Here is a 20,141-nt window from a genome sequence, read left to right as displayed (position 1 = left end):
GCGTCGGGCGACGCCGCCCGCCTGCCCAGGCAGGCCCTTCAGCCCGGCTCCGTGCCGGGCTTTCTTTTGCCCATTGCGAGCCTTGTACCCGCGCTTCACGAGCCAGGCGTGATCTCGCTCAAGCACCGACGAGCCGGCAGGGCTATGGTTGCAGCCATACCCCTCGCGAGGATCGTCGCCATGTCGCAACACCCGCTCTGGCAGGCCCTGGGCCGCCACTGGAAATGGATCGCCCTGCGCGGCGTCGCCGCCCTGCTGTTCGGTATCCTGGCCATGGTCTGGCCGGGCATCGTATTGACCGTGATGGTGCTGTTCTTCGGCGCCTACGCCTTTGTCGACGGCCTGTTCACCCTGGTCGCCGCCGCGCAGATGCGCGAATCCGGCCGGCCCTTGTGGCCGCTGGTGCTGGTGGGGCTGCTGGGGATCGCCGCCGGGCTGGTCGCCTTCCTCTGGCCGCAGCTCACCGCGCTGGGCCTGCTGATGTTGATCGCCGGCTGGGCGCTGGTGATGGGCGTACTGCAGATCATCGCCGCGATCCGCCTGCGCAAGGCGCTGCAGAACGAATGGTGGCTGGGGCTTTCCGGCGTGGTGTCGGTGCTGTTCGGCGTGCTGATGATCGGCAATCCCGGAGCCGGTGCGCTCGCCGTGGCCTGGGTGATCGGCGCCTACTCGGTGTTCTTCGGCGTGCTGCTTATCCTGCTCGCGCTGCGCCTGCGCAAGACTTCGACCTTCAATGCCTGAGCAGCGGGACTGGTGCCTGCTGCGCCTGGACGACAACGGCAACCGCTTCGTCATGCGCCGCCAGCTGACCCGCGCCGAGGCCGAAGCCCTGGCGCGGGACTACCAGGCCCGAGGCCACCGGCAAACCTACTGGGCGGAGCGCGAAACGCTCCGCCCGGCCTGACTCAGCAGCCGGTCAGGCGCGCTTCCACGCGTTCAGCGGGGAAGAAGATGGGGCGCAGGCGCACGCCCACCGCGTTACCGAAGAACGCCGCCACCAGCCACAGCCAGCCGTGCAGGCTGCCGGAAGCGATGCCGCTGAAATATGCGCCGATGTTGCAGCCATAGGCCAGGCGCGCGCCGTAGCCCAACAGCAGGCCGCCAATCACCGCCGCGATCAGCGAGCGCGCGGGAATCTTCAGGCTCGGAGCGAAGCGCCCGGCAAGGCCGGCGGCCAGCAGCGCGCCGATCATGATGCCGAAGTCCATTACGCTGGTGACGTCCTGCCACACCGGAGCGGCCAGCGCCTTGGCGTTGGCTTCGGCTTGCCAGAAGGCCCAGTCGTGCACGGAGATGCCGAGGCTTTCCGCCGCCTTCGCGCCCCACAGGGCAAAGGCCGAGGTGACGCCCCACGGACGGCCGGCCAGCGCCAGGGTGGCGAAGTTCAGCAGCGCCAGCGCCACCGCGCCCCACACCAGCGGCCAGGGACCACGGAAGAAGCGACCGATGCCCTTCTCGCCATTGCTGGCGATCAGTTCCAGCACGCCATGTCGGCGCCGCTCCAGCACCACGCTGACGGCGGCAATGGCGGCGAACAGCGCAAGGCTCAGCACCAGCGCGGGGAACAGGCCGAGAGACTGCACGATGGAAGTGGGCGGCAACGACGGCAGCGCAAACCACCAGCCGATGTGGTGAGTGGCGACCACCGAGCCGACGATGAAGAACAGCAGGGTCACCAGCATTCGCGCGTTGCCACCGCCAACGGTGAACAGCGTGCCGGAGGCGCAGCCGCCACCCAGCTGCATGCCGATACCGAAGATGAAAGCGCCGACGACGACCGACGTTCCGGCCGGCGAAACCAGTCCTTTCACCGGCTCGCCGAACAGCGTGCCGGCGGCGAGCGCCGGGAAGAACAGCAGCACCGCCAGCGCCAGCATCACCATCTGCGCGCGCAGACCGGCGCCGCGGCGTTCACGGATGAACACGCGCCAGGCGGAGGTGAAGCCGAAGGCCGCGTGGTAGAGCGTCAGACCCAGCGCGCCGCCGACCAGGAACAACAGCGCCTGGCGGCCGCTCACCACCTGGGCGAGGAACAACGCTCCCGCCAGCAGCAGGAGGAAGGCGACCCAGGGCGTAGTGGACTTGCGCTCGGGGACGGTGGACAGGGCCAGGCTCATGGCAACTCCGGGTGTTTTCGAGAGGGGCGACATTTTAGGGAGCGTAGCGTCTGACGCCAACTTCGTAAGGCAGCTAAGGAAATAGCTTTGGGTTACAAGCGGCGTGGCGTTTGGCCCGCCTCTGCGACCAGGGTTGAGTTCCTTTCCCTCTCCCCAGCCCTCTCCCTGAAGGGAGAGGGAGCCGTTCGGTGTTTAGCTGTAACTACGGCGCTTGCCGGCGAGCTCAGAACGCCCCTCTTGCAGAGGACAGTCCCCTCTCCCTTCAGGGAGAGGGTTAGGGAGAGGGGGCTCTTCATTTCCAGGCCTTGCGCAACGCCTTCAACGCCTCGGCGATCCGCGCCTCCGGCACCGCCGCGAAGCCCAGCACCAATCCGGCGCGCTGATCCGCAGGCTCGACGGACTCCGGCAGCCAGTAATCGCTCAGTGCATTCACCTCCACGCCAACCGCCAAGGCGCGTTGTACCAACTCCAGTTCACGCTCGCGGCTGTCGACGCGCACGCACAGGTGCAACCCCGCTTCCACCGCCGGCATCGGTGCGCAGCCGGCGACTTCCGGCCAGCCGCGCAGCAACGCATCGCGGCGGCTACGGGCGGCTCGACGCATACGGCGGACATGCCGCTGGAAATGCCCTTCGCCGATGAAATCCGCCATCACCCGCTGGGTACCGACCTCGGAATGACGCACATCCAGCGCGCGGCGGCGGGCGAAGGCCTGCGCCAGCGCCGGCGGGACGACCAGGTAACCCAGGCGCAGCGCCGGGAAGGCGATCTTGCAGAAGGTGCCGACGTAGAGCACGCGGTCGTGGCGGTCCAGCGCCGCCAGCGGCATCAGCGGCGTACCGCTGTAGCGGTACTCGCCATCGTAGTCGTCCTCGACTATCCAGCCGCCGCTGCGCTCGGCCCATTCCAGCAGCTCAAGACGCCGCGCCAGCGACAGGGTCACGCCGGTGGGATACTGGTGCGAGGGCGTGACATAGACCAGCCGGCAATCCGGCAACTGTTCCAGCTGCGCCGTACACAGGCCATCGGCATCCACCGTTACGCCGTGCAGCCGCGCCCCTGCCGTGGCGAACGCATGGCCGGCGGCGCGGTAGCCGGGATTCTCGATGGCCGCGCCGTCACCCTCGGCGAGCAGCACCTGGGCGCACAGCGCGATGCCCTGCTGGGCGCCGCTGGTGATGATGACCTGGCCCGCATCGCAGTGCAGGCCACGGGTCGTACGCAGGTAGGCAGCGACCAGCTCGCGCAGGCGCTGCTCGCCGGCCGGGTCGCCGTAACCCAGGCAATCCAGCGGCGGGTCGCGCCAGAACCGCGCCTGCAGCCGCGCCCAGGTATCGAAGGGGAACAGGTCGAACGCCGGCACGCCGACGCGGAATGCCCGTGGGGCGCCGGTAGGCGGCAGCGGCAGGTGGTGCCGGGCGAGGCGCTCCAGGGACGGCGCGTCCGGGCTGCGCGCTTCGCCGCGTAGCGTATCGACCGAAGGCTGGACGCGCTCCGCCACGTAGGTGCCATCACCCGTGCGGCCCTCGATGTAGCCCTCCGCGTAGAGCTGCTCATAGGCGCGCACCACGGTATTGCGGGACACATTCAGCGACGCCGCCAGGTCGCGGCTGGCCGGCAGCCGCGAGCGGGCCGCCAGGCGCCCGTCGAGGATGCGCTCGCGCAACGCCTGGAACAGCTGCAGCCCGAGCGGGCGCGCAGGGTCGAGGCAGATACCGGACGGGTTGAAGGGCAACGGGACGCTCATGGCGGCGGTTTCCAGGACGGCGACAATGGTTCCTTTGATTTCACCATGAATGGCTCTTTAGCAGAACCAATTCCCGACCTAGGCTGGAGACATTCCAACGCACACAAGGTCCTCAGCATGTCTTCCGCCGTCGAGATACGCCCGATCAGCGCTGCTGATCACGCCGCCTGGCTGCCGCTCTGGCAGGGCTACCAGCGCTTCTACAAGACCAGCATCGACGAGGCCACCACGGCCGTTACCTGGCAGCGCTTCCTCGACACGGCCGAGCCGATGTACGCCGCCCTCGCCTGGCGCGATGGCGTGGCCATCGGCATGGTGCACTTCATCTACCACCGCTCCTGCTGGACCCAGGGTGACTACGTCTACCTGCAGGACCTGTTCGTCGCCGAGGGCCAGCGCGGCGGCGGCACCGGCGCGGCGCTGATCGAGCACGTGTACGCCGACGCCCGCGCCAACGGCGCCTCGCGGGTGCACTGGCTGACCCACGAGAGCAACACCGACGCCATGTTCCTCTACGACCGGATCGCCGACCGCTCCGGATTCGTCCAGTACCGCAAGATTCTCTGAGCCGGAGCGCCCATGAACGAACAACCCCTGCTGAACTGGCACCCCGCTGCCAGCCCGCAACGCCGCACCCTGACCGGCCGCACCATCAACCTCGTGCCACTGGACGTCGCCCTCCACGGCGATGACCTGTGGCAAGCGCTGCAAGGCCCGGACTCCGATCCCGTGCTGTGGGACTACCTGCCCTACGGCCCCTTCCCGGAGCGCGCGCCGTTCGATGCCTGGCTGGCGGGCAACGCGGCGAGCAACGACCCGCTGTTCTTCGCCGTGATCGACCGTGCGAGCGGCCGCGCCGTCGGGCTGCTCAGCTACCTGCGGATCTTCCCCAGGGACGGCAGCATCGAGATCGGCCATATCGCCTATGGCCGTGTGATGCAGCGCTCGCCGGCCTCCACCGAGGCGGTCTACCTGCTGGCCCGCTGGGCCTTCGAGATGCGCTACCGGCGCCTGGAGTGGAAGTGCAACGCGCTCAACGCACGCTCCATGCGCGCCGCCGCCCGCCTGGGCTTCGTCTTCGAGGGCACCTTCCGCCAGGCCACGGTGGTCAAGGACCGCAATCGCGACACCGCCTGGTTCTCCATCATCGACAGCGAATGGCCACGCTGCCAGCAGGCCTTCGAGCGCTGGCTGGACCAGGCCAATTTCGACGCCGATGGCCGGCAGCGCGAACGGCTCGAAGACCTGCGCCAGGGCTGATCTTTTTCATTCTCCGGGAACTGCCTGCCGCGCGAAGGATCGGTGATACTGAAACTTTCGCAGCGCAGTCCCGGAGACCACCATGAGCAGCGACATCCAGACACCCCGCGTGGAACAGGTGCAGATCGACCAACTGCCCTGCTGGCGCATCCACACCGCCCATGGTGAAGCCCTGATCGCCCAGCAGGGTGCGCAACTGCTGAGCTACCAGCCCCACGAACAGCCGCCGCTGGTGTGGTTGAGCGAGACTGCCGAATACCGCCAGGGCCAGTCCCTGCGCGGCGGCGTGCCGGTGTGCTGGCCGTGGTTCGGCAATCTGGAGCGCAACCCCGTGGAAGTCCGCACCGCCTACCAGGGCGACAAGCCGCCGGCCCACGGCCTGGTGCGCGCGGTGGACTGGCAACTGGACGATATCGCCGACGAGCAGGGCCGGCTCTCCGTGCACTTCAGCTTCGACGCGCGCAACGGCCTGCCCAGCTGGCCGCATTCGGCGCGGCTGGAGCTGGTGATGCGCTTCGGCGAACGCCTGACCCTGGAAATGACCACCCACAACCTGGGCGACGCGCCGCTGCCGGCCAGCCAGGCGCTGCACACCTATTTCGCCGTGGGCGACGTGCGCCAGGCCAGCATCGACGGGCTGCAGGGCTGCCGCTATGTGGAGACGCTGGAGAACTGGGGGCTGCGCGACCAGCACGGTCTCGTGCGCATCGCCGGAGAAACCGACCGCATCTACCTGGACGTGGAGAAGCCGCTGGTGATCCGCGACCCGGCCTGGGAGCGCGGCATCCACATCCAGGCCAGCGGCTCGCGCTCGGCGGTGGTGTGGAACCCATGGATCGACAAGGCCGCGCGCCTGTCGCAATTCGAGGACGATGCCTGGCAGGGCATGCTGTGTATCGAGACCGCGCGGGTCTGGGACGACGTGATGAACGTGGCGCCGGGGCGCAGCGAGACCATGAGCGTGGAAATCTGGAGCGAGCCGCTGGTGGGCTGAGGCTTGCTCTTCGTCGGAGCGGACTTCGTCCGCGGGGTGCCAGGGCGGTTCGCGAGCAAGCTCGCTCCTACGAAAGCGCACCGGCGCCGGCCTGTAGGAGCGAGCTTGCTCGCGAACCTGATGCGGCGCCGGTCCTGCCGAAGGATCGCGGGCCAAGTCCGCTCCTACGCAGTGTTCGAGACGGGGTGTTACAGATCGCTCTCCTCCACCGGCCGCACCTTGGCATCGTCGATGGCGTAGGCCGCGTCGGCCAGGTCATTGCTGACCTTCTCCACCTTCAGCGTGCCGCTGACCCAGATCGGGTTGTAGATGTCGTCGATCTGGATGCCCTTGGGATAGCGCACCAGCACGATCTGGTTCGGCGGCGGCGGCGGAACGTGGATGCAGGCGCCCGGATAAGGCACCAGGAAGAATTCGGTGACACGGCCCTTGGCGTCGTTCTCCAGCGGCACCGGGTAGCCGCCCAGGCGCAGCGCCTTGCCATTCAGCGCAGCCACGGTCCTGGTCGAATACATCACCTGCGGCAGCTTCCTGTCGGACTGTTTCAGCCCGCCCTTGCTGGTGAAGGTGCCGTTGGCCTCGGGGCCGTTGTGGGTGATTTCCGGCATGTCTTCCAGCGCCTTGCGGTCGCTCGGCGGCATCAGGGACAGCCAGTCGGTTTCGGGGAGTTCGGCGGCGCAAGCCAGGGAAGACAGCAGTATCAGGCAGCAGGCGAGCAATGGTCGGCGCATCGTGGACTCGAAGGGCCCGGTCGGGCACAGGCGGTAAGGGCTTCCTGCGCCCTCCCCCTTGGCGGGAGAGGGGCGGAAATCACCGTCAATTCTTCTTGATCAGGCCGTAAATGACCAGCAGCACGATGGCGCCGATCACCGCGCCGATGAAGCCCGCTGCCTGGCCGGCCGCGTAGATGCCCAGTGCCTGGCCGCCGTAGGTGGCCAGCAACGAGCCGCCGATGCCGATCAGGATGGTCATGATCCAGCCCATGCTGTCATCGCCAGGCTTCAGAAAGCGTGCGATGAGTCCGACGATCAGGCCGATGACGATGGTTCCGATTAATCCCATGACAGTCCCTCCTTGTGGGTTGAGCGCGGTGGGTGCGCGCCTGTCATGGGACAGTGTAGGAAACGCCAGCGTTCCGTGTTTCGCCGCGCGCCAGAGCGACTGCCCGTGTTTCGCGAGCCTTACAGCACTGCGCCGATCGCCCATGAAAAAAGCCGCGTCAGTGATTGACGCGGCTTTTTTCGTACAGCTGAACGTCAGGCCTTGGCGATCAGCGCCTCGACCTCGGCAATGCGCGCCTTCAGGGTCGGCAGGTCGGCGCTGCGCAGGGTGGCGTGGCCGACCTTGCGCCCGGCCTTGAAGGCCTTGCCGTAGTGGTGCAGGTGGCAGTCGGCGATGTTCAACACCTCAGCCACCGGCGGCACTTCGCCGATGAAGTTGAGCATGGCGCTCTCGCCCACTTTCGCGGTCGAGCCCAGCGGCAGGCCGGCGATGGCGCGCACGTGGTTTTCGAACTGGCTGCACTCGGAACCTTCGATGGTCCAGTGGCCGGAGTTGTGCACGCGCGGGGCGATCTCGTTGGCCTTCAGGCCGCCGTCGACTTCGAAGAACTCAAAAGCCAGCACGCCGACGTACTGCAGCTTGTCCAGCACGCGGCCGACGTAGTCTTCGGCCAGCTTCTGCAGCGGGTGGTCGGTGCTCGCCACGGAAAGACGCAGGATGCCGTTCTCATGGGTGTTGTGCACCAGCGGGTAGAAGCGCGTTTCGCCGTCGCGGGCGCGCACCGCCACCAGCGAGACTTCGCCGGTGAAGGGCACGAAGCCTTCGAGGATGCAGGGCACGCTGCCCAGTTCGGCGAAGGCGCCGCTGACGTCCTCGACCTTGCGCAGGACCTTCTGGCCCTTGCCGTCGTAGCCCAGGGTGCGGGTCTTCATCACCGCAGGCAGGCCGATGCTGGCCACCGCGGCGTCGAGGTCGGCCTGGGACTGCACGTCGGCGAAGGCCGGGGTCGGGATGCCCAGGTCCTTGAACATGGACTTCTCGAACCAGCGGTCGCGGGCGATGCGCAGCGACTCGGCGTTCGGATAGACCGGGACGAACTGCGAGAGGAAGGCCACGGTCTCGGCCGGCACGCTCTCGAACTCGAAAGTCACCACGTCGACTTCATCGGCCAGCTGGCGCAGGTGATCCTGGTCGCCGTAGTCGGCACGGATGTGCTCGCCCAGGGCTTGCGCGCAGGCGTCCGGCGCCGGGTCGAGGAAGGCGAAGTTCATGCCCAGCGGGGTGCCCGCCAGGGACAGCATGCGGCCCAGCTGGCCGCCACCGATGACACCGATCTTCATGGTCGTACTCAGGCCTCGCGCGGATCGGGATTGTCCAGCACCGTCTCGGTCTGGGTGGCGCGAAACTGCTTCAGCGCCTCGTGGTATTGGGGGTACTTGGCGCCCAGGATGCTGGCGGACAGCAGCGCTGCGTTGGTGGCGCCGGCCTTGCCGATGGCCAGGGTGGCGACCGGGACGCCCGCGGGCATCTGCACGATGGACAGCAGCGAGTCGACGCCCGAGAGCATGGAGGACTGCACCGGCACGCCGAGGACCGGCAGGTGGGTCTTGGCGGCGCACATGCCCGGCAGGTGGGCAGCGCCGCCGGCGCCGGCGATGATCACTTCGATGCCGCGGCCATCGGCCTCCTCGGCGTACTGGAACAGCAGGTCCGGAGTACGGTGGGCGGAAACCACCTTCACTTCATACGGAATGCCGAGCTTGTCCAGCATGTCTGCGGTGTGGCTCAGGGTGCTCCAGTCGGATTTGGAACCCATGATCACGCCAACCAGTGCGCTCATCGTCGTGCCTCTCTCAAGTGCGCTCTTGGGCGCGTCAGAAACCAACAAGCCACGACTCCGTGAGGGCGTGGCTTGTACGTGGCCAAACCGGCGGGCAGTGCCGGCTTGAAGGCGGCGCAGTATACCGCAAAGACCGTGGCGCAGTGCACTGGGCATGACCGTTGGTCCCGATTTCGTCATTCCAGCACCGACAATGCCTACGGCGACTTCGGAAAAGCTTGCCTCAGCTCAAGATGGCCTAGGCTCACAGGCTCAGACTCGTCTGACACGAACCCGCCCGGATGGGGCGGGTCCCTCACCCTTCAAGGAGCGAGCGCAATGTCCACGACCCTGCCCACGACCATGAAAGCCGCCGTCGTCCACGCCTTTGGCGAGCCACTGCGGATCGAGGAAGTCAAAGTCCCGCTGCCCGGCCCCGGGCAGATCCTGGTGAAGATCGAGGCCTCCGGCGTCTGCCACACAGACCTGCACGCCGCCGAAGGCGACTGGCCGGTGAAGCCGAGCCTGCCCTTCATCCCCGGCCATGAGGGCGTCGGCTTCGTCGCCGCGGTCGGCGCCGGCGTCACCCGCGTGAAGGAAGGCGACCGCGTCGGCGTGCCCTGGCTGTACACCGCCTGCGGCTGTTGCGAGCACTGCCTGACCGGCTGGGAAACCCTCTGCGAGAGCCAGCAGAACACCGGCTATTCGGTGAACGGCGGCTATGCCGAATACGTGCTGGCAGACCCGAACTTTGTCGGCATCCTGCCGAAAAATGTCGCCTTCACCGAAATTGCCCCGATCCTCTGCGCGGGCGTCACCGTCTACAAGGGCCTGAAGGAAACCGGCGCGCGCCCCGGCCAGTGGGTGGCGATCTCCGGTATCGGCGGCCTCGGCCACGTGGCTGTGCAGTACGCCAAGGCCATGGGCCTGCATGTAGTGGCGGTGGACGTCGATGACGCCAAGCTGGAGCTGGCCAGGCGGCTGGGCGCCAGCCTGACCGTCAACGCGAAGAAGGAAGACCCGGTCGAGGTGGTGCAGCGCGATATCGGCGGCGCCCACGGCGTGCTGGTCACGGCGGTGTCCAACAGCGCCTTCGGCCAGGGCATCGGCATGGCCCGTCGCGGCGGAACCGTGTCGCTGGTCGGCCTGCCGCCGGGCGACTTCCCCACGCCGATCTTCGACGTGGTGCTCAAGGGCCTGCACATCACCGGCTCCATCGTCGGCACCCGCGCCGATCTGCAGGAAGCCCTGGACTTCGCCGGCGAAGGCCTGGTGAAGGCGACGGTCGCCTCCGGCAAGCTGGATGACATCAACGCCATCCTCGACCGCATGCGCGCCGGGCAGATCGAAGGGCGGATCGTGGTGGAGATGTAAGGTTCCACGCGGGGAGGCTTTCCGCTCCGGCGCTATTAAAAATCCTTCGCTTCTATCTGAAAAACTGTACGAGGGCCGCCCTCTCCCTAACCCTCTCCCTGAAGGGAGAGGGGACCGTTCGGTGCAGGCTGAAACGGTAGCGTCAGCCGGCACGATGTGCTCCCTCTCCCTTCAGGGAGAGGGCGGGGGAGAGGGAAACCCAGGCGCGGAATCTCAGATGAAGTCAATCGCTCCTAACCGTCAGAACTCCACAGTGGTCGAAAACTCGAACTGCCGCGGCTCGCCCACGGCCACATAGAGGTTGTTCGCCGCCGACGGGTAATAGGTGCGGTCGAACAGGTTCTTCACGTTGAACTGGAAGCCCACCTTGTGCCCGCCCAGTTGGGTGTCGTAGCTGGCGAAGGCATCGGCCACGGTGTAGGACGGCAGCTCGAAGGAATTGGCCGGGTCGCCCGCGCGCTTGCCCACGTACCGCGCACCGCCGCCCAGGCGCAGGTCGTCGCCGCCGAGCAGCGAACCGGCGTCATACACGGCTGTCAGCGAGGCGGTTTCCTTCGCCACGTTCTGTAGGCGATTGCCTTCCAGCTCAGGATCCTCGGTCACTTCGGCGTCCAGCCAGGCGTAACTGCCCAGCAGGCTCCAGCTGTCGCTCAGTTGGCCGGTGACGTCCAGCTCGGCGCCGTAGGAGCGCACCTTGCCGGCGGTGCTCACGCGGCTGTCGCCATTGGCGTCGAGCTGGGTGACCATCACGTTGCGTTTGCGGATGTCGAAGAAGGCCAGGTTGGCGGTGACGCGGCCGGGGATGTCGAGTTTGCCGCCGATTTCCCAGGACGAAGCCTGCTCAGGCTGGATCGCCGAGTCGATCACCTCGCCGGTGGAGAGCGGCGCGATGGTGGAGTTGGGCTTGAATGACTGGGTGTAGCTGCCGTACAGCGAGACCTCGTCGTTGACCTTGTAGACCACGCCCGCGCGCGGCACCCACTTCTGCCCGCTGATGTCGGTGTTGGCCTTGAACGGCCGGCCGCGCCCGGCGTACTGGTCGTACATCTGGTAGCGCCCGCCGGCCACCAGGATCCAGTGCTCGTCCAGGTGCCAGGAGTCCTGCAGAAACAGCGAATCGCTGCGCAGCTTGTCGGTCTGGTCGCTATCCGCCGGGCTGATACGGGTGGCGGGGGAAATCTGCCCATAGACCGGATCGAGGTAGTTCAGGGTGGTGTTCTTCGTATCGCGGATCAGGTCGGCGCGGTAGATCTTGCGCTTCTCGCTGTCGATGCCGACCACCAGTTCGTGGCGAAAGCCGCCCAGTTGCAGGTCGCCATTCAGGCTGGCGGTGGCGAAGCTGTCGCTGCTCACCGCGCCGTGGGTGCCGTCGACGCGGCGGGTGACGGTGCCGTTGCTGTTGACCTTGGTTATCCGCGCCTGGTTGTCGTCGTAGGTTTCGCGGGTCCAGCCGTAGGCGAAGTGCGCCTTCCAGGCGTCGTCGAGGCGGTGCTCGATGTCCAGGCGGCTCAGGTCCGAGCGGCCTTCGGTGATGTTGAACGGCTCGTCGAGTCGGCGGGTACGCGGGATATCCAGCGGCTTGTTGGTGCGCGGGTCGATGGCGGTGCCCCGGTCGAACGGCGTCTTGAACTCGCGGTGCTCGTAGCTGAGGTTGACCGTGGTGTCCTCGCCGAACCAGGCCAGCGACGGCGCGACCAGGGTCTCGCGCTGCTGGCCGAAATTGCGCCAGTAGTTCTCGTCCTGGTGATCGACGATCAGCCGGTAGGCCAGGTTGCTTTCACCCAACGCGCCGCTGCTGTCGACCTGCGCGCCGCTGCCCTGCTTGCCGTGGGCGAAGGTCGAGCCGCGCAGGGTCACGGCGTTGTACTGCTGCAACTGCGGCTTCCTGCTCACCACGTTGACCACGCCACCCGGGTCCTGGATGCCATAGAGCAGCGAAGCCGGGCCCTTGAGGACTTCTACGTGATCGGCGGTGGCGGTGAGGTTGCGGCCCAGCACCGAAGGCAGTCCGTCACGCATGATCGAACCGTCGCGGTTGTCGCCGAAGCCGCGCTTCATCACCGCATCCTGGGTGCCGCCGAGGGTGTTGGCCTGGGTCACGCCACTGATGTTGCCCAGCGCGTCGTCGAGGTTGCGCGGCTTCTGGTCGCGCAGCGCCTGGGCCGGGACGGTGACGATGCTCTGTGGGGTTTCCAGCACCGGCGTGTCCGTGCGGCCGATCGAGGCCACCGGCGCCGGCTGGTAGCTGGTGGCTGCGGCCTGGCCGGTGACGGTGGTGTCGCTCAGGCTCAGGGTGTCGGCAGGCAGGGGTTCCAGGGTCAGGGTGCGGCCGTCGAGGGCGCGGAAGCGGTAGCCGGAACCGGCGAGCAGGCGGTTCAACGCGTCGTTGGCGCTGAGCTGCCCGGAGACCGCCGGAGCCTTCAGCTCGTAAGGCGCGTCATCGGTGTAGACCACGCTCAGGCCGGTCACCCGGCTGAACTCGCTGAGTGCCTGGGGCAGCGGCTGGGCGGCTATGGTGAAGCCATATTTCGCCTGCAGCGCGGAACTCGCGGCAGTTGCCTCCGCCAATGCGGCCGGCGCCTGTGCAGCGGCCAGCGCGGCACCGAGCATGAGGGCGGCGAGCGGTTTCAGGGACAGTTCGGGGACAGCGCGGCGCAGCGGGGTCATCGGGACTCACTTGCTCGAAAGGTCGATTCCACATGCGAATAAATCGCATTCATGACCACTACACGGAGCAGGCGCCTGGGTACCTCACCCCTTTTTCGAAAATATTTTCGCGCTCAGCGAATCAGCACGAAGCGCCCGAGCAGCGGCTGCTGGCGGAAGCCCACCACCGCCTGCAGCGAATCCAGCGCGGCCTGCGGGTCGGCGCTGCGGAAACTGCCGCTGACCCGGCGCTGCGCCAGCTCCGGGTCGAGCAGCACGATGCGGCCCGGATAGTAAGTGCCCAGGCGCTCCAGCACTTCGCCCAGCGGTGCGCGGTAGAAGGTCAGCCAGCCCTGGCGCCAGGCCAGCGCGGCCTGGGCATCAGCGGGCTGCGCATCGCCCAGCTTCGTGCCGTCGATGCCGACGCGCTCACCGGCGCCAATCACCACTTCCGGCACCCCGACCGCATGGCTGCCACGCACCGAGACGCGGCCTTCGGCGACGGTGACGCGGGTCTGCTCGCCCAGGCGGCGGACTTCGAATTCGGTACCCAGCACCCGCGCTTCGCCTTCACCCGCGCGCACCACGAAGGGCTTGGGCAGATGTTTCACGGCAAAGGAGGCGGCGCCGCGCAACAGGTCGACGCGGCGTTGCTCGCCCTCCAGGGATACGGCGATGGCGCTGTCGGCATCCAGGGTCAGGCGCGAGCCGTCGTCCAGGGTGATCTCGCGCACTTCACCCGGCGCGCTGACGTAGTCGGCAGACAGATCGGTGAGCCAGTGGCCCGGCGACCACCAGCCGCCAGCCCAGAGCATCAGCAGCAGGCAGGCGGCGCTGGCCAGCGGATAGATCCAGCGTCGGTGATTGGGTTGCGCACGGCGGGTAGCGGGGCGATCCATGTGCGCCAGATAGGCGTTCAGGGCATCGCCCTCCTCCGCTGCCAGCCGTTGCGCCGGTGCGGCAGTGGCGCGCCACAGCGCATCGACTTCGGCATAGGCGCCGGCGTGCCGGGGATCCGCCATCAGCCAGGCCTGGAAAGCGCCCAGCCAGGCTTCGCCGCCGCGATCCTGCAAGCGCAGCAGCCACTGGCGCGCCTGACGCTGGGCGTCCTCGGGCGAGGTGGCGATTTCAGGCTTCATCGGTCGGCGGCTCCACGGCGAACAGCCGGCTCGGCGGGCTCCAGGCTCGCCTTGCAGGCATCAAGGGCGCGCATCATATGTTTTTCCACTGCGCTCTGGGAAAGCCCCATGGCCGTGGCGATCTCGCCGTAGGTGCGGCCGTGCACGCGGCTGAGCAGGAAGATATGGCGGGTGCGCTCGGGCAACTGGCGCAGGGCGTCTTCTATGAGGTCCAGTTCGGCGCCGGCCTGCACTGCCTGTTCCGGCGAAGGCTGGGCATCGTCGTCATCGGGCAGCAGGGCGCTCAGCGTGCGGCCGCGCGAGTCCTCGCCGCGCAGGTGGTCGATGGCGAGGTTGCGCGCGCTACGCAGCAGGTAGCTGCCGAGCTCTTCCACCGGCGCCTGCGGGCGCTTCCAGAAGCGCAGGAACAGGTCCTGCACCAGGTCCGCCGCCGTGGCGCGGCAGCCGACGCGGCGCTGCACCAGGGCTTCCATGCGCGGGCGCTGGGACAGGAACACCTGCAGGAAATCCTCGCGCGGCAAAGCCTCGGCGGATGCCGGGGCGTCCGCGGCAGGGGAATCGGCCGGGCGGTCGGAATGGGACATCTTCGGATGCAGGCTCGCCAGCGGTCCGCACCGAAGCCGGCGCGAGGGGAAGACCCTGGAAAGCCGCAAATGATAATGCTTATCAAATAAACGAACCAGCCCCGGTCGTCCGCCTCGCAGGGCGAATCAGGGCGTCTCGTCCAGCCCCAGGCCGCCTTCCAGCTTGCGCCAGAGCAGGCGGATCTGCGCCTTGCGCACCAGGGCGCAGCGGTACAGGCGGATTTCCTGCGGGACGATCCAGTGCGGGCCGCCGCACAGCGCCAGTTCGCCGCGCGCCAGCTCCGACTCCATGCTCAGGCGCGGCACCCAGGCCACGCCCATGCCCTGCAGGGCCATGCTCTTCAGGCTGTCGGCCATCGCCGTCTCATAGACGGTGGTGTAGCGCAGGTTGCGCTGGCGCAGCAGCAGGTTCACCCCGCGACCGAGGAAGGCACCTGCGCTGTAGGCCAGCAGCGGCACGCTCTGGCCGCTGTCGAGGTCGTAGAGCGGCACGCCGGCGGAATTCACCGCGCACACCGGCAGCATCTCGGTGCGCCCCAGGTGCAGCGAGGGGAAGACTTCCGGGTCCATCTGCAGCGCGGCGTCCGGGTCGTAGAAGGCCATCATCAGGTCGCAGCCGCCTTCGCGCAGCAGGTGCACCGCCTCGCCGACGTTGGTCGCCACCAGGCGGCTGGCGATGTTCAGGCCCTCGGAGCGCAGGCGGGCGATCCACGCCGGGAAGAAGCCCAGCGCCAGGGAGTGCGCGGCGGCGAACTGCAGCACTTCGCCCTGCCCGCCTTCCAGGTGGTGCAGGTGGCGCACCACCTGGCCGAGCTGCTCGACCACCGCGCGGGCGGTGACCAGGAACAGCTGGCCGGCTTCGGTCAGCTCGATGGGCGTGCGTTGGCGGTTCACCAGGGTCAGGCCGAGGGCGTCCTCCAGGCTGCGGATCCGCCGGCTGAAGGCGGGCTGGGTGACGAAGCGCTTTTCAGCGGCCTGGGAAAAACTGCGGGTAGTGGCCAGGGTGCTGAAGTCTTCCAGCCATTTGGTCTCGAGGTTCACGTCAACTCCAACGCTGTCACACGCTGATCGATTGGTCAGGAGCCGGGCGCGCGTAGCACAGTCATACGCTCGCCGTCATCAATTCGTCACAGGGTACATTATGCCGTTCGTGCATGAGACAGCCTTTAACAGCATTGGCCGACGAAAGGCGAAATCCTTAGTCTACCGGGCATCGCGGCACTGGCCGTGTTCCTTTGAGACAATCCCTGTCATGTCCCCTGTTGCATCGTTCCGCATCGAGAAAGACCTCCTCGGCACCCTCGAAGTACCTTCTGACGCCTACTACGGCATCCAGACCCTGCGCGCTGTGAACAACTTCCGCCTCTCGGGCGTGCCGCTGTCGCACTACCCGAAACTGGTCGTCGCCCTGGCGATGGTCAAGCAGGCGGCAGCCGATGCCAACCACAAGCTCGGCCACCTGCCGGCAGACAAGCACGCCGCCATCAGCGAAGCCTGTGCCCGTCTGATCCGTGGCGACTTCCACGACCAGTTCGTGGTGGACATGATCCAGGGCGGCGCCGGCACCTCGACCAACATGAACGCGAACGAAGTCATCGCGAACATCGCGCTCGAAGCCATGGGCCACGCCAAGGGTGAGTACAAGCACCTGCACCCGAACAACGACGTGAACATGGCGCAGTCGACCAACGACGCCTACCCGACCGCCATCCGCCTGGGCCTGCTGCTCGGCCACGACACCCTGCTGGCCAGCCTCGACAGCCTGATCCAGGCCTTCGCTGCCAAGGGCGTCGAGTTCGCCGGCGTACTGAAGATGGGCCGTACCCAGCTGCAGGACGCGGTGCCGATGACCCTCGGCCAGGAATTCCACGCCTTCGCCACCACCCTGGGCGAAGACCTCGACCGCCTGCGTCGCCTGGCGCCGGAACTGCTGACCGAAGTGAACCTCGGCGGCACCGCGATCGGCACCGGCATCAACGCCGACCCCGGCTACCAGAAGCTGGCTGTCGAGCGCCTGGCTGAAATCAGCGGCCAGCCGGTCGTCCCAGCCGCCGACCTGATCGAAGCCACCTCCGACATGGGCGCCTTCGTGCTGTTCTCCGGCATGCTCAAGCGCACCGCGGTCAAGCTGTCGAAGATCTGCAACGATCTGCGCCTGCTGTCGAGCGGCCCGCGCACCGGCATCAACGAGATCAACCTGCCGCCGCGCCAGCCGGGCAGCTCGATCATGCCGGGCAAGGTCAACCCGGTGATCCCGGAGGCGGTGAACATGTGCGCCTTCGAAATCATGGGCAACGACCTGGCGCTGACCATCGCGGCCGAAGGCGGCCAGCTGCAGCTGAACGTGATGGAGCCGCTGATCGCCTACAAGATCTTCGACTCGATCCGCCTGCTCCAGCGCGCCATGGACATGCTGCGCGAGCATTGCATCACCGGCATCACCGCCAACGTCGAGCGCTGCCACCAACTGGTGGAGCACAGCATCGGCCTGGTTACCGCGCTGAACCCGTACATCGGCTACGAGAACTCCACCCGCATCGCCAAGATCGCGCTGGAAACCGGCCGCGGCGTACTGGAACTGGTTCGCGAGGAACAGCTGCTGGACGAAGCCACCCTGGCCGACATCCTGCTGCCGGAAAACATGATCGCCCCGCGCCTGATTCCGCTGCGCGCCTGATCACCCGCCCGGCGCGAGCCGGGCACGTCTCACCGGTTGAGGGGGAGTATTCCTCCCTCACCTTTCAGGGATTGGTTACCCCCGATCCCTTCTTTTATGCCCGGCGCGGCGGACTTGTCCGAAGCGCCACGTCTCACCGGTTGAGGGGCCTCTTGGCCCACTCTCCTTTAGAAGGGACACCGCTTACCCCGGTGTCCCCTTTTTTTTGCCTGCGATTCGGGTACGACGAAAAGCATCGCGGACGGATGGCTCCGGACTCGGATCAGCCCTCACCCTAACCCTCTCCCAGGGGGAGAGGGGACCGTTCGGTGCAGGATGGAGCCGTGATGTCAGCCGGCACAATCTGCCCCCTCTCCCTGAGGGAGAGGGCTGGGGTGAGGGCAAAGCGCTGGCGCGTATTTATCTGGTGCAAGAGCAGCGACGTAGGGCGGTCATGCAGGAAGTGGCCTGTAGGAGCGAGCTTGCTCGCGAACACGATCTCACCCGGTGGGCCGGTGCAGGATTCGGTTCGCGAGCAATAACGAACGCGTCCCCCTCGCTCCTACGAAAAGCAGAGACGCGCGGGAATCAGTCCTGGCGTTGCAGGTGATCGAGAATCCGCCGATTGAGAGCGGCGATACGCTGCACGGCGTCCGCCTCGTCGCACTCCTCGCCCTGCGCGCCGAGCTGGCGGGCGCAGAGGTTGAGCGCGGAAAGCACCATCAGCTCATTGCTGGTGACGTAGGGGAATTTCTTCTTGCTGGCGGTGATCTCCGCCTGCAACAGCGCGGCCGCGTCCTGCAGCCGGCGCTCTTCTCCGGCCGGCGCCCGGACGCTGTACTCGCGCCCGAGGATGCGCAGGACGCGGACGCCGTCGCCACTCATGCGTGGGCGCGGCTGTCGCTGACGCGGCGGATCAGCGCCTGCAGGCGGGTGGCAGTGGCGTTGTGCTTCTCTTCCTGTTCCATCAGGGACAGCTGCAGGCTGTCGTTTTCCTCACGGACCTTGAGCAGTTCTTCACGCACGGCGGCGTTGTCCTGCACCAGCACTTCGTTCTGCTGCAGCAGTTCGGCGACCAGCTGTTCAAGTTGTTCGAGGGTGGAATCGAGCATGGGAGCCTCCGCAAAGCCTTTCAAAGGGTGCGGAGGATAAAGAAAGGGGCGCGGCGGGGCCAGCGGAAACGGCGATCTTCTGACAAGCCGTATGCTGTCAATTCAATAGCTTACGCGATGATTCTCGTGTTATTTCAATGATTTCCGGTTGCCTTTGGCGTTTTCGGCCGGACAATCGCGGACAAAGTCCGCTCCTACGGTAAATTCCCTGCGTGGGAGCGGACTCCGTCCGCGATCGCTGTCCGACCGCTCCGTCATCACAGGCGAATCACGCCCTCTTCGCGCAGCAACTTGAAGATCGCCTCGGCGCCCGCTTCGGGCGTGACGTCCTTGAGCACCTGCCCGGTGCCGCCGGAAGCCTTGGCGGTGGCGGCTTTCATGCGTTCGGCGCCGGTCTTCGCCTTGATCACCTTCAGGCGCTTGGGCCGCGGGCGCGCCGGTTGCAGGTTGCCTTCGGCAAGCAGCGGATCATCCACCACTTCCACCTCGTGGGCTTCCAGGTAGCCCCGGCGGGCTGGGCCGAAAGCACTCTGGCGAGCCACCGGCGCGGCATTGTCGACGCTGGCGACGAAGGGCAGGCGCACCTTCAGCCGGCGGCGCTGGCCACGGGGCAGAGCCTGCAGCACCTGGGCGCTGCCGCCTTCCACCTTCTCCACTTCCGCCAGGCCGACCACCAGCGGCCAGCCCAGGCGCTCGGCCAGCAGGAAGGGCAGCATGCCGGAGCCTTCGCCGGTTTCCGCCTGGGTGCCGGTGAGTACCAGTTGCGCGTCGCTGTCGCCGAGATAGGCCGCCAGCGCCGGCAAGGCGTCGGCGCCTGCCGGTTGCTCCAGTACGGCCAGTTCGTCCAGGCCCATGCCGAGATAGCCGCGCAGCGCTTCTTCCCCGGCGTCGCCGGCATGCACCACGCGCAGGCGCTTGCCGGCGAGGCTCAAGCCCAGCTCCACCGCGCGCGCATCCTGGTCGGCGCGGCGCGCGCGGCCGGAGGCCGGGTGGGCGCCGATGGACACCAGGGCGACGATGTTCAGGTCATTCATCAGACACCTCGGAAGCGGTGTAGGAGCGAGCTTGCTCGCGAAGCTTTGGGCTTGGCAGGTTCGCGAGCAAGCTCGCTCCTACGAAGGGCATTCCGGATTCAGGCCGCATCGCGCGCCGCTCCGTTGCGATGGGCTTCGGCCAGGGCCATCAGCGCCTTGAGGATCGCCGTGGAGTCGCCGATCACCGAGAGGTCGGCGCGTTTGATCATGTCGCAGCCCGGGTCCATGTTGATCGCCACCACCTTGTCGCAGGAGCCGATGCCCTGCAGGTGCTGGATCGCGCCGGAAATGCCGACGGCGAGGTACACCCGCGCGGTGACCCAAGTACCAGTGGCGCCGACCTGACGGGCACGCGGCATGTGGCCGTCGTCCACCGCCACACGGGAAGCGCCTTCGGTGGCGCCGAGGGCAATAGCGGCGCGGTGAAACAGGTCCCAGTCCTTCACGCCGTTGCCGCCGGAGAGGATGAACTCCGCCTCGGCCATGGGAATCTGCGCCGGGTCGACGGCCACCGGGCCGAGGTCCTCGATGCGCGGGAGGTTGCGCGCGACGCTGGAGTCCAGTTCAACCAAGCGGGCTTCGTGGCGGGTCTCGCTGACCGGCTCGGCGCACTCGGCGGCGGCCAGGATCAGGCGTGGCAGCTCGCGGTGCAGGTCC

The 20,141-nt window shown here is 67.3% G+C and carries 21 protein-coding genes; 7 read left to right on the top strand and 14 right to left on the bottom strand.

The window, feature by feature from the left end; all coding sequences use genetic code 11:
• Positions 1-180 precede the first annotated feature (180 nt).
• Positions 181-741 (top strand): HdeD family acid-resistance protein, encoded by a 561-nt coding sequence (locus ACCC94_RS16480; RefSeq protein ID WP_413350548.1) that lies wholly within the window; start codon positions 181-183, stop codon positions 739-741.
• Positions 734-904, top strand: a complete 171-nt coding sequence (locus ACCC94_RS16475) for a hypothetical protein (RefSeq protein WP_413350547.1) — start codon at positions 734-736, stop codon at positions 902-904. Before ACCC94_RS16480 ends, ACCC94_RS16475 begins: the two co-directional genes overlap by 8 nt.
• Before the next feature lies 1 nt (position 905).
• Here the strand turns inward: ACCC94_RS16475 and ACCC94_RS16470 are convergent, their stop codons facing one another.
• Both ACCC94_RS16470 and ACCC94_RS16465 read right to left on the bottom strand, forming a co-directional pair.
• Entirely contained in the window at positions 906-2,117 is a 1,212-nt protein-coding gene (locus ACCC94_RS16470; protein ID WP_413350546.1) for a YeeE/YedE family protein, read from the bottom strand.
• A gap of 292 nt (positions 2,118-2,409) precedes the next feature.
• A complete protein-coding gene (locus ACCC94_RS16465; RefSeq protein ID WP_413350545.1) occupies positions 2,410-3,864 on the bottom strand; it encodes a PLP-dependent aminotransferase family protein in 1,455 nt (484 codons plus the stop codon).
• A 117-nt stretch (positions 3,865-3,981) separates the two neighbouring features.
• Between ACCC94_RS16465 and ACCC94_RS16460 the strand changes: the two genes are divergently transcribed.
• The 3 genes from ACCC94_RS16460 to ACCC94_RS16450 all read left to right on the top strand — a co-directional run bounded on the left by ACCC94_RS16460 (position 3,982) and on the right by ACCC94_RS16450 (position 6,118).
• Complete coding sequence (locus tag ACCC94_RS16460) at positions 3,982-4,431, top strand: N-acetyltransferase family protein (RefSeq protein ID WP_413350544.1); 450 nt, start codon at positions 3,982-3,984, stop codon at positions 4,429-4,431.
• A gap of 12 nt (positions 4,432-4,443) precedes the next feature.
• Entirely contained in the window at positions 4,444-5,124 is a 681-nt protein-coding gene (locus ACCC94_RS16455) for a GNAT family N-acetyltransferase (protein WP_413350543.1), read from the top strand.
• A gap of 82 nt (positions 5,125-5,206) precedes the next feature.
• Positions 5,207-6,118, top strand: a complete 912-nt coding sequence (locus ACCC94_RS16450; RefSeq protein ID WP_413350542.1) for a D-hexose-6-phosphate mutarotase — start codon at positions 5,207-5,209, stop codon at positions 6,116-6,118.
• A gap of 188 nt (positions 6,119-6,306) precedes the next feature.
• On the opposite strand, the gene ACCC94_RS16445 is transcribed toward ACCC94_RS16450, so the two are convergent.
• The 4 genes from ACCC94_RS16445 to purE form a co-directional block, all read right to left on the bottom strand.
• The gene (locus ACCC94_RS16445) at positions 6,307-6,849 is read right to left on the bottom strand and encodes a DUF3299 domain-containing protein (protein WP_413350541.1); all 543 of its coding nucleotides are present in this window, start codon (positions 6,847-6,849) and stop codon (positions 6,307-6,309) included.
• Between the two features lie 85 nt (positions 6,850-6,934).
• A complete protein-coding gene (locus ACCC94_RS16440; protein ID WP_017521572.1) occupies positions 6,935-7,180 on the bottom strand; it encodes a GlsB/YeaQ/YmgE family stress response membrane protein in 246 nt (81 codons plus the stop codon).
• A gap of 194 nt (positions 7,181-7,374) precedes the next feature.
• Positions 7,375-8,460, bottom strand: a complete 1,086-nt coding sequence (locus ACCC94_RS16435; RefSeq protein WP_413350540.1) for a 5-(carboxyamino)imidazole ribonucleotide synthase — start codon at positions 8,458-8,460, stop codon at positions 7,375-7,377.
• An 8-nt stretch (positions 8,461-8,468) separates the two neighbouring features.
• Entirely contained in the window at positions 8,469-8,960 is a 492-nt protein-coding gene (gene purE, locus ACCC94_RS16430) for a 5-(carboxyamino)imidazole ribonucleotide mutase (RefSeq protein ID WP_017521570.1), read from the bottom strand.
• A 318-nt stretch (positions 8,961-9,278) separates the two neighbouring features.
• Here purE and adhP point away from each other — a divergent pair, with 318 nt between their 5' ends.
• A complete protein-coding gene (gene adhP, locus ACCC94_RS16425; protein ID WP_413350539.1) occupies positions 9,279-10,313 on the top strand; it encodes an alcohol dehydrogenase AdhP in 1,035 nt (344 codons plus the stop codon).
• Between the two features lie 240 nt (positions 10,314-10,553).
• On the opposite strand, the gene ACCC94_RS16420 is transcribed toward adhP, so the two are convergent.
• The 4 genes from ACCC94_RS16420 to ACCC94_RS16405 form a co-directional block, all read right to left on the bottom strand.
• Positions 10,554-12,980 carry a TonB-dependent siderophore receptor gene (locus ACCC94_RS16420; protein ID WP_413350538.1) on the bottom strand — a complete coding sequence of 809 codons (2,427 nt, stop codon included), beginning with the start codon at positions 12,978-12,980 and terminating at the stop codon, positions 10,554-10,556.
• A 113-nt stretch (positions 12,981-13,093) separates the two neighbouring features.
• Positions 13,094-14,098, bottom strand: a complete 1,005-nt coding sequence (locus ACCC94_RS16415; protein ID WP_413350537.1) for a FecR family protein — start codon at positions 14,096-14,098, stop codon at positions 13,094-13,096.
• Complete coding sequence (locus tag ACCC94_RS16410) at positions 14,095-14,682, bottom strand: RNA polymerase sigma factor (protein WP_413350536.1); 588 nt, start codon at positions 14,680-14,682, stop codon at positions 14,095-14,097. Before ACCC94_RS16410 ends, ACCC94_RS16415 begins: the two co-directional genes overlap by 4 nt.
• 126 nt (positions 14,683-14,808) lie before the next feature.
• A complete protein-coding gene (locus ACCC94_RS16405) occupies positions 14,809-15,723 on the bottom strand; it encodes a LysR substrate-binding domain-containing protein (protein WP_184597678.1) in 915 nt (304 codons plus the stop codon).
• Between the two features lie 211 nt (positions 15,724-15,934).
• Here ACCC94_RS16405 and ACCC94_RS16400 point away from each other — a divergent pair, with 211 nt between their 5' ends.
• Positions 15,935-17,359: an aspartate ammonia-lyase gene (locus ACCC94_RS16400; RefSeq protein WP_413350535.1), complete on the top strand. Its 1,425-nt coding sequence runs from the start codon at positions 15,935-15,937 to the stop codon at positions 17,357-17,359.
• 567 nt (positions 17,360-17,926) lie between these two features.
• Here ACCC94_RS16400 and ACCC94_RS16395 read toward each other — a convergent pair.
• The 4 genes from ACCC94_RS16395 to ACCC94_RS16380 form a co-directional block, all read right to left on the bottom strand.
• Positions 17,927-18,223, bottom strand: a complete 297-nt coding sequence (locus ACCC94_RS16395) for a cell division protein ZapA (protein WP_413350534.1) — start codon at positions 18,221-18,223, stop codon at positions 17,927-17,929.
• Positions 18,220-18,450, bottom strand: coding sequence for a hypothetical protein (locus tag ACCC94_RS16390; RefSeq protein WP_371231834.1), 231 nt, complete (start codon positions 18,448-18,450; stop codon positions 18,220-18,222). The genes ACCC94_RS16395 and ACCC94_RS16390 overlap by 4 nt, the downstream gene beginning before the upstream one ends.
• A 257-nt stretch (positions 18,451-18,707) precedes the next feature.
• Positions 18,708-19,484, bottom strand: a complete 777-nt coding sequence (locus ACCC94_RS16385; protein WP_413350533.1) for an electron transfer flavoprotein subunit beta — start codon at positions 19,482-19,484, stop codon at positions 18,708-18,710.
• A 98-nt stretch (positions 19,485-19,582) separates the two neighbouring features.
• The coding region (locus ACCC94_RS16380) for an FAD-binding protein (RefSeq protein ID WP_413350532.1) at positions 19,583-20,141 on the bottom strand (559 nt) is incomplete at its 5' end.

The sequence above is a fragment of the Pseudomonas sp. Pseusp97 genome, assembly GCF_047304025.1.
Taxonomy (GTDB): domain Bacteria; phylum Pseudomonadota; class Gammaproteobacteria; order Pseudomonadales; family Pseudomonadaceae; genus Pseudomonas.
This window is presented reverse-complemented; position numbering and strand designations above follow the sequence as displayed.

Coding starts and splice junctions, on each gene's coding strand:
- ACCC94_RS16475 (WP_413350547.1), top strand. CDS start 734: ATGCCTGAGCAGCGGGACTGGTGCCTGCTGCGCCTGGACGACAACGGC.
- ACCC94_RS16410 (WP_413350536.1), bottom strand. CDS start 14,682: ATGTCCCATTCCGACCGCCCGGCCGATTCCCCTGCCGCGGACGCCCCG.
- ACCC94_RS16415 (WP_413350537.1), bottom strand. CDS start 14,098: ATGAAGCCTGAAATCGCCACCTCGCCCGAGGACGCCCAGCGTCAGGCG.
- ACCC94_RS16390 (WP_371231834.1), bottom strand. CDS start 18,450: ATGCTCGATTCCACCCTCGAACAACTTGAACAGCTGGTCGCCGAACTG.
- ACCC94_RS16400 (WP_413350535.1), top strand. CDS start 15,935: ATGTCCCCTGTTGCATCGTTCCGCATCGAGAAAGACCTCCTCGGCACC.
- ACCC94_RS16420 (WP_413350538.1), bottom strand. CDS start 12,980: ATGACCCCGCTGCGCCGCGCTGTCCCCGAACTGTCCCTGAAACCGCTC.
- purE (WP_017521570.1), bottom strand. CDS start 8,960: ATGAGCGCACTGGTTGGCGTGATCATGGGTTCCAAATCCGACTGGAGC.
- ACCC94_RS16440 (WP_017521572.1), bottom strand. CDS start 7,180: ATGGGATTAATCGGAACCATCGTCATCGGCCTGATCGTCGGACTCATC.
- adhP (WP_413350539.1), top strand. CDS start 9,279: ATGTCCACGACCCTGCCCACGACCATGAAAGCCGCCGTCGTCCACGCC.
- ACCC94_RS16445 (WP_413350541.1), bottom strand. CDS start 6,849: ATGCGCCGACCATTGCTCGCCTGCTGCCTGATACTGCTGTCTTCCCTG.
- ACCC94_RS16435 (WP_413350540.1), bottom strand. CDS start 8,460: ATGAAGATCGGTGTCATCGGTGGCGGCCAGCTGGGCCGCATGCTGTCC.
- ACCC94_RS16465 (WP_413350545.1), bottom strand. CDS start 3,864: ATGAGCGTCCCGTTGCCCTTCAACCCGTCCGGTATCTGCCTCGACCCT.
- ACCC94_RS16455 (WP_413350543.1), top strand. CDS start 4,444: ATGAACGAACAACCCCTGCTGAACTGGCACCCCGCTGCCAGCCCGCAA.
- ACCC94_RS16470 (WP_413350546.1), bottom strand. CDS start 2,117: ATGAGCCTGGCCCTGTCCACCGTCCCCGAGCGCAAGTCCACTACGCCC.
- ACCC94_RS16480 (WP_413350548.1), top strand. CDS start 181: ATGTCGCAACACCCGCTCTGGCAGGCCCTGGGCCGCCACTGGAAATGG.
- ACCC94_RS16450 (WP_413350542.1), top strand. CDS start 5,207: ATGAGCAGCGACATCCAGACACCCCGCGTGGAACAGGTGCAGATCGAC.
- ACCC94_RS16460 (WP_413350544.1), top strand. CDS start 3,982: ATGTCTTCCGCCGTCGAGATACGCCCGATCAGCGCTGCTGATCACGCC.
- ACCC94_RS16385 (WP_413350533.1), bottom strand. CDS start 19,484: ATGAATGACCTGAACATCGTCGCCCTGGTGTCCATCGGCGCCCACCCG.
- ACCC94_RS16395 (WP_413350534.1), bottom strand. CDS start 18,223: ATGAGTGGCGACGGCGTCCGCGTCCTGCGCATCCTCGGGCGCGAGTAC.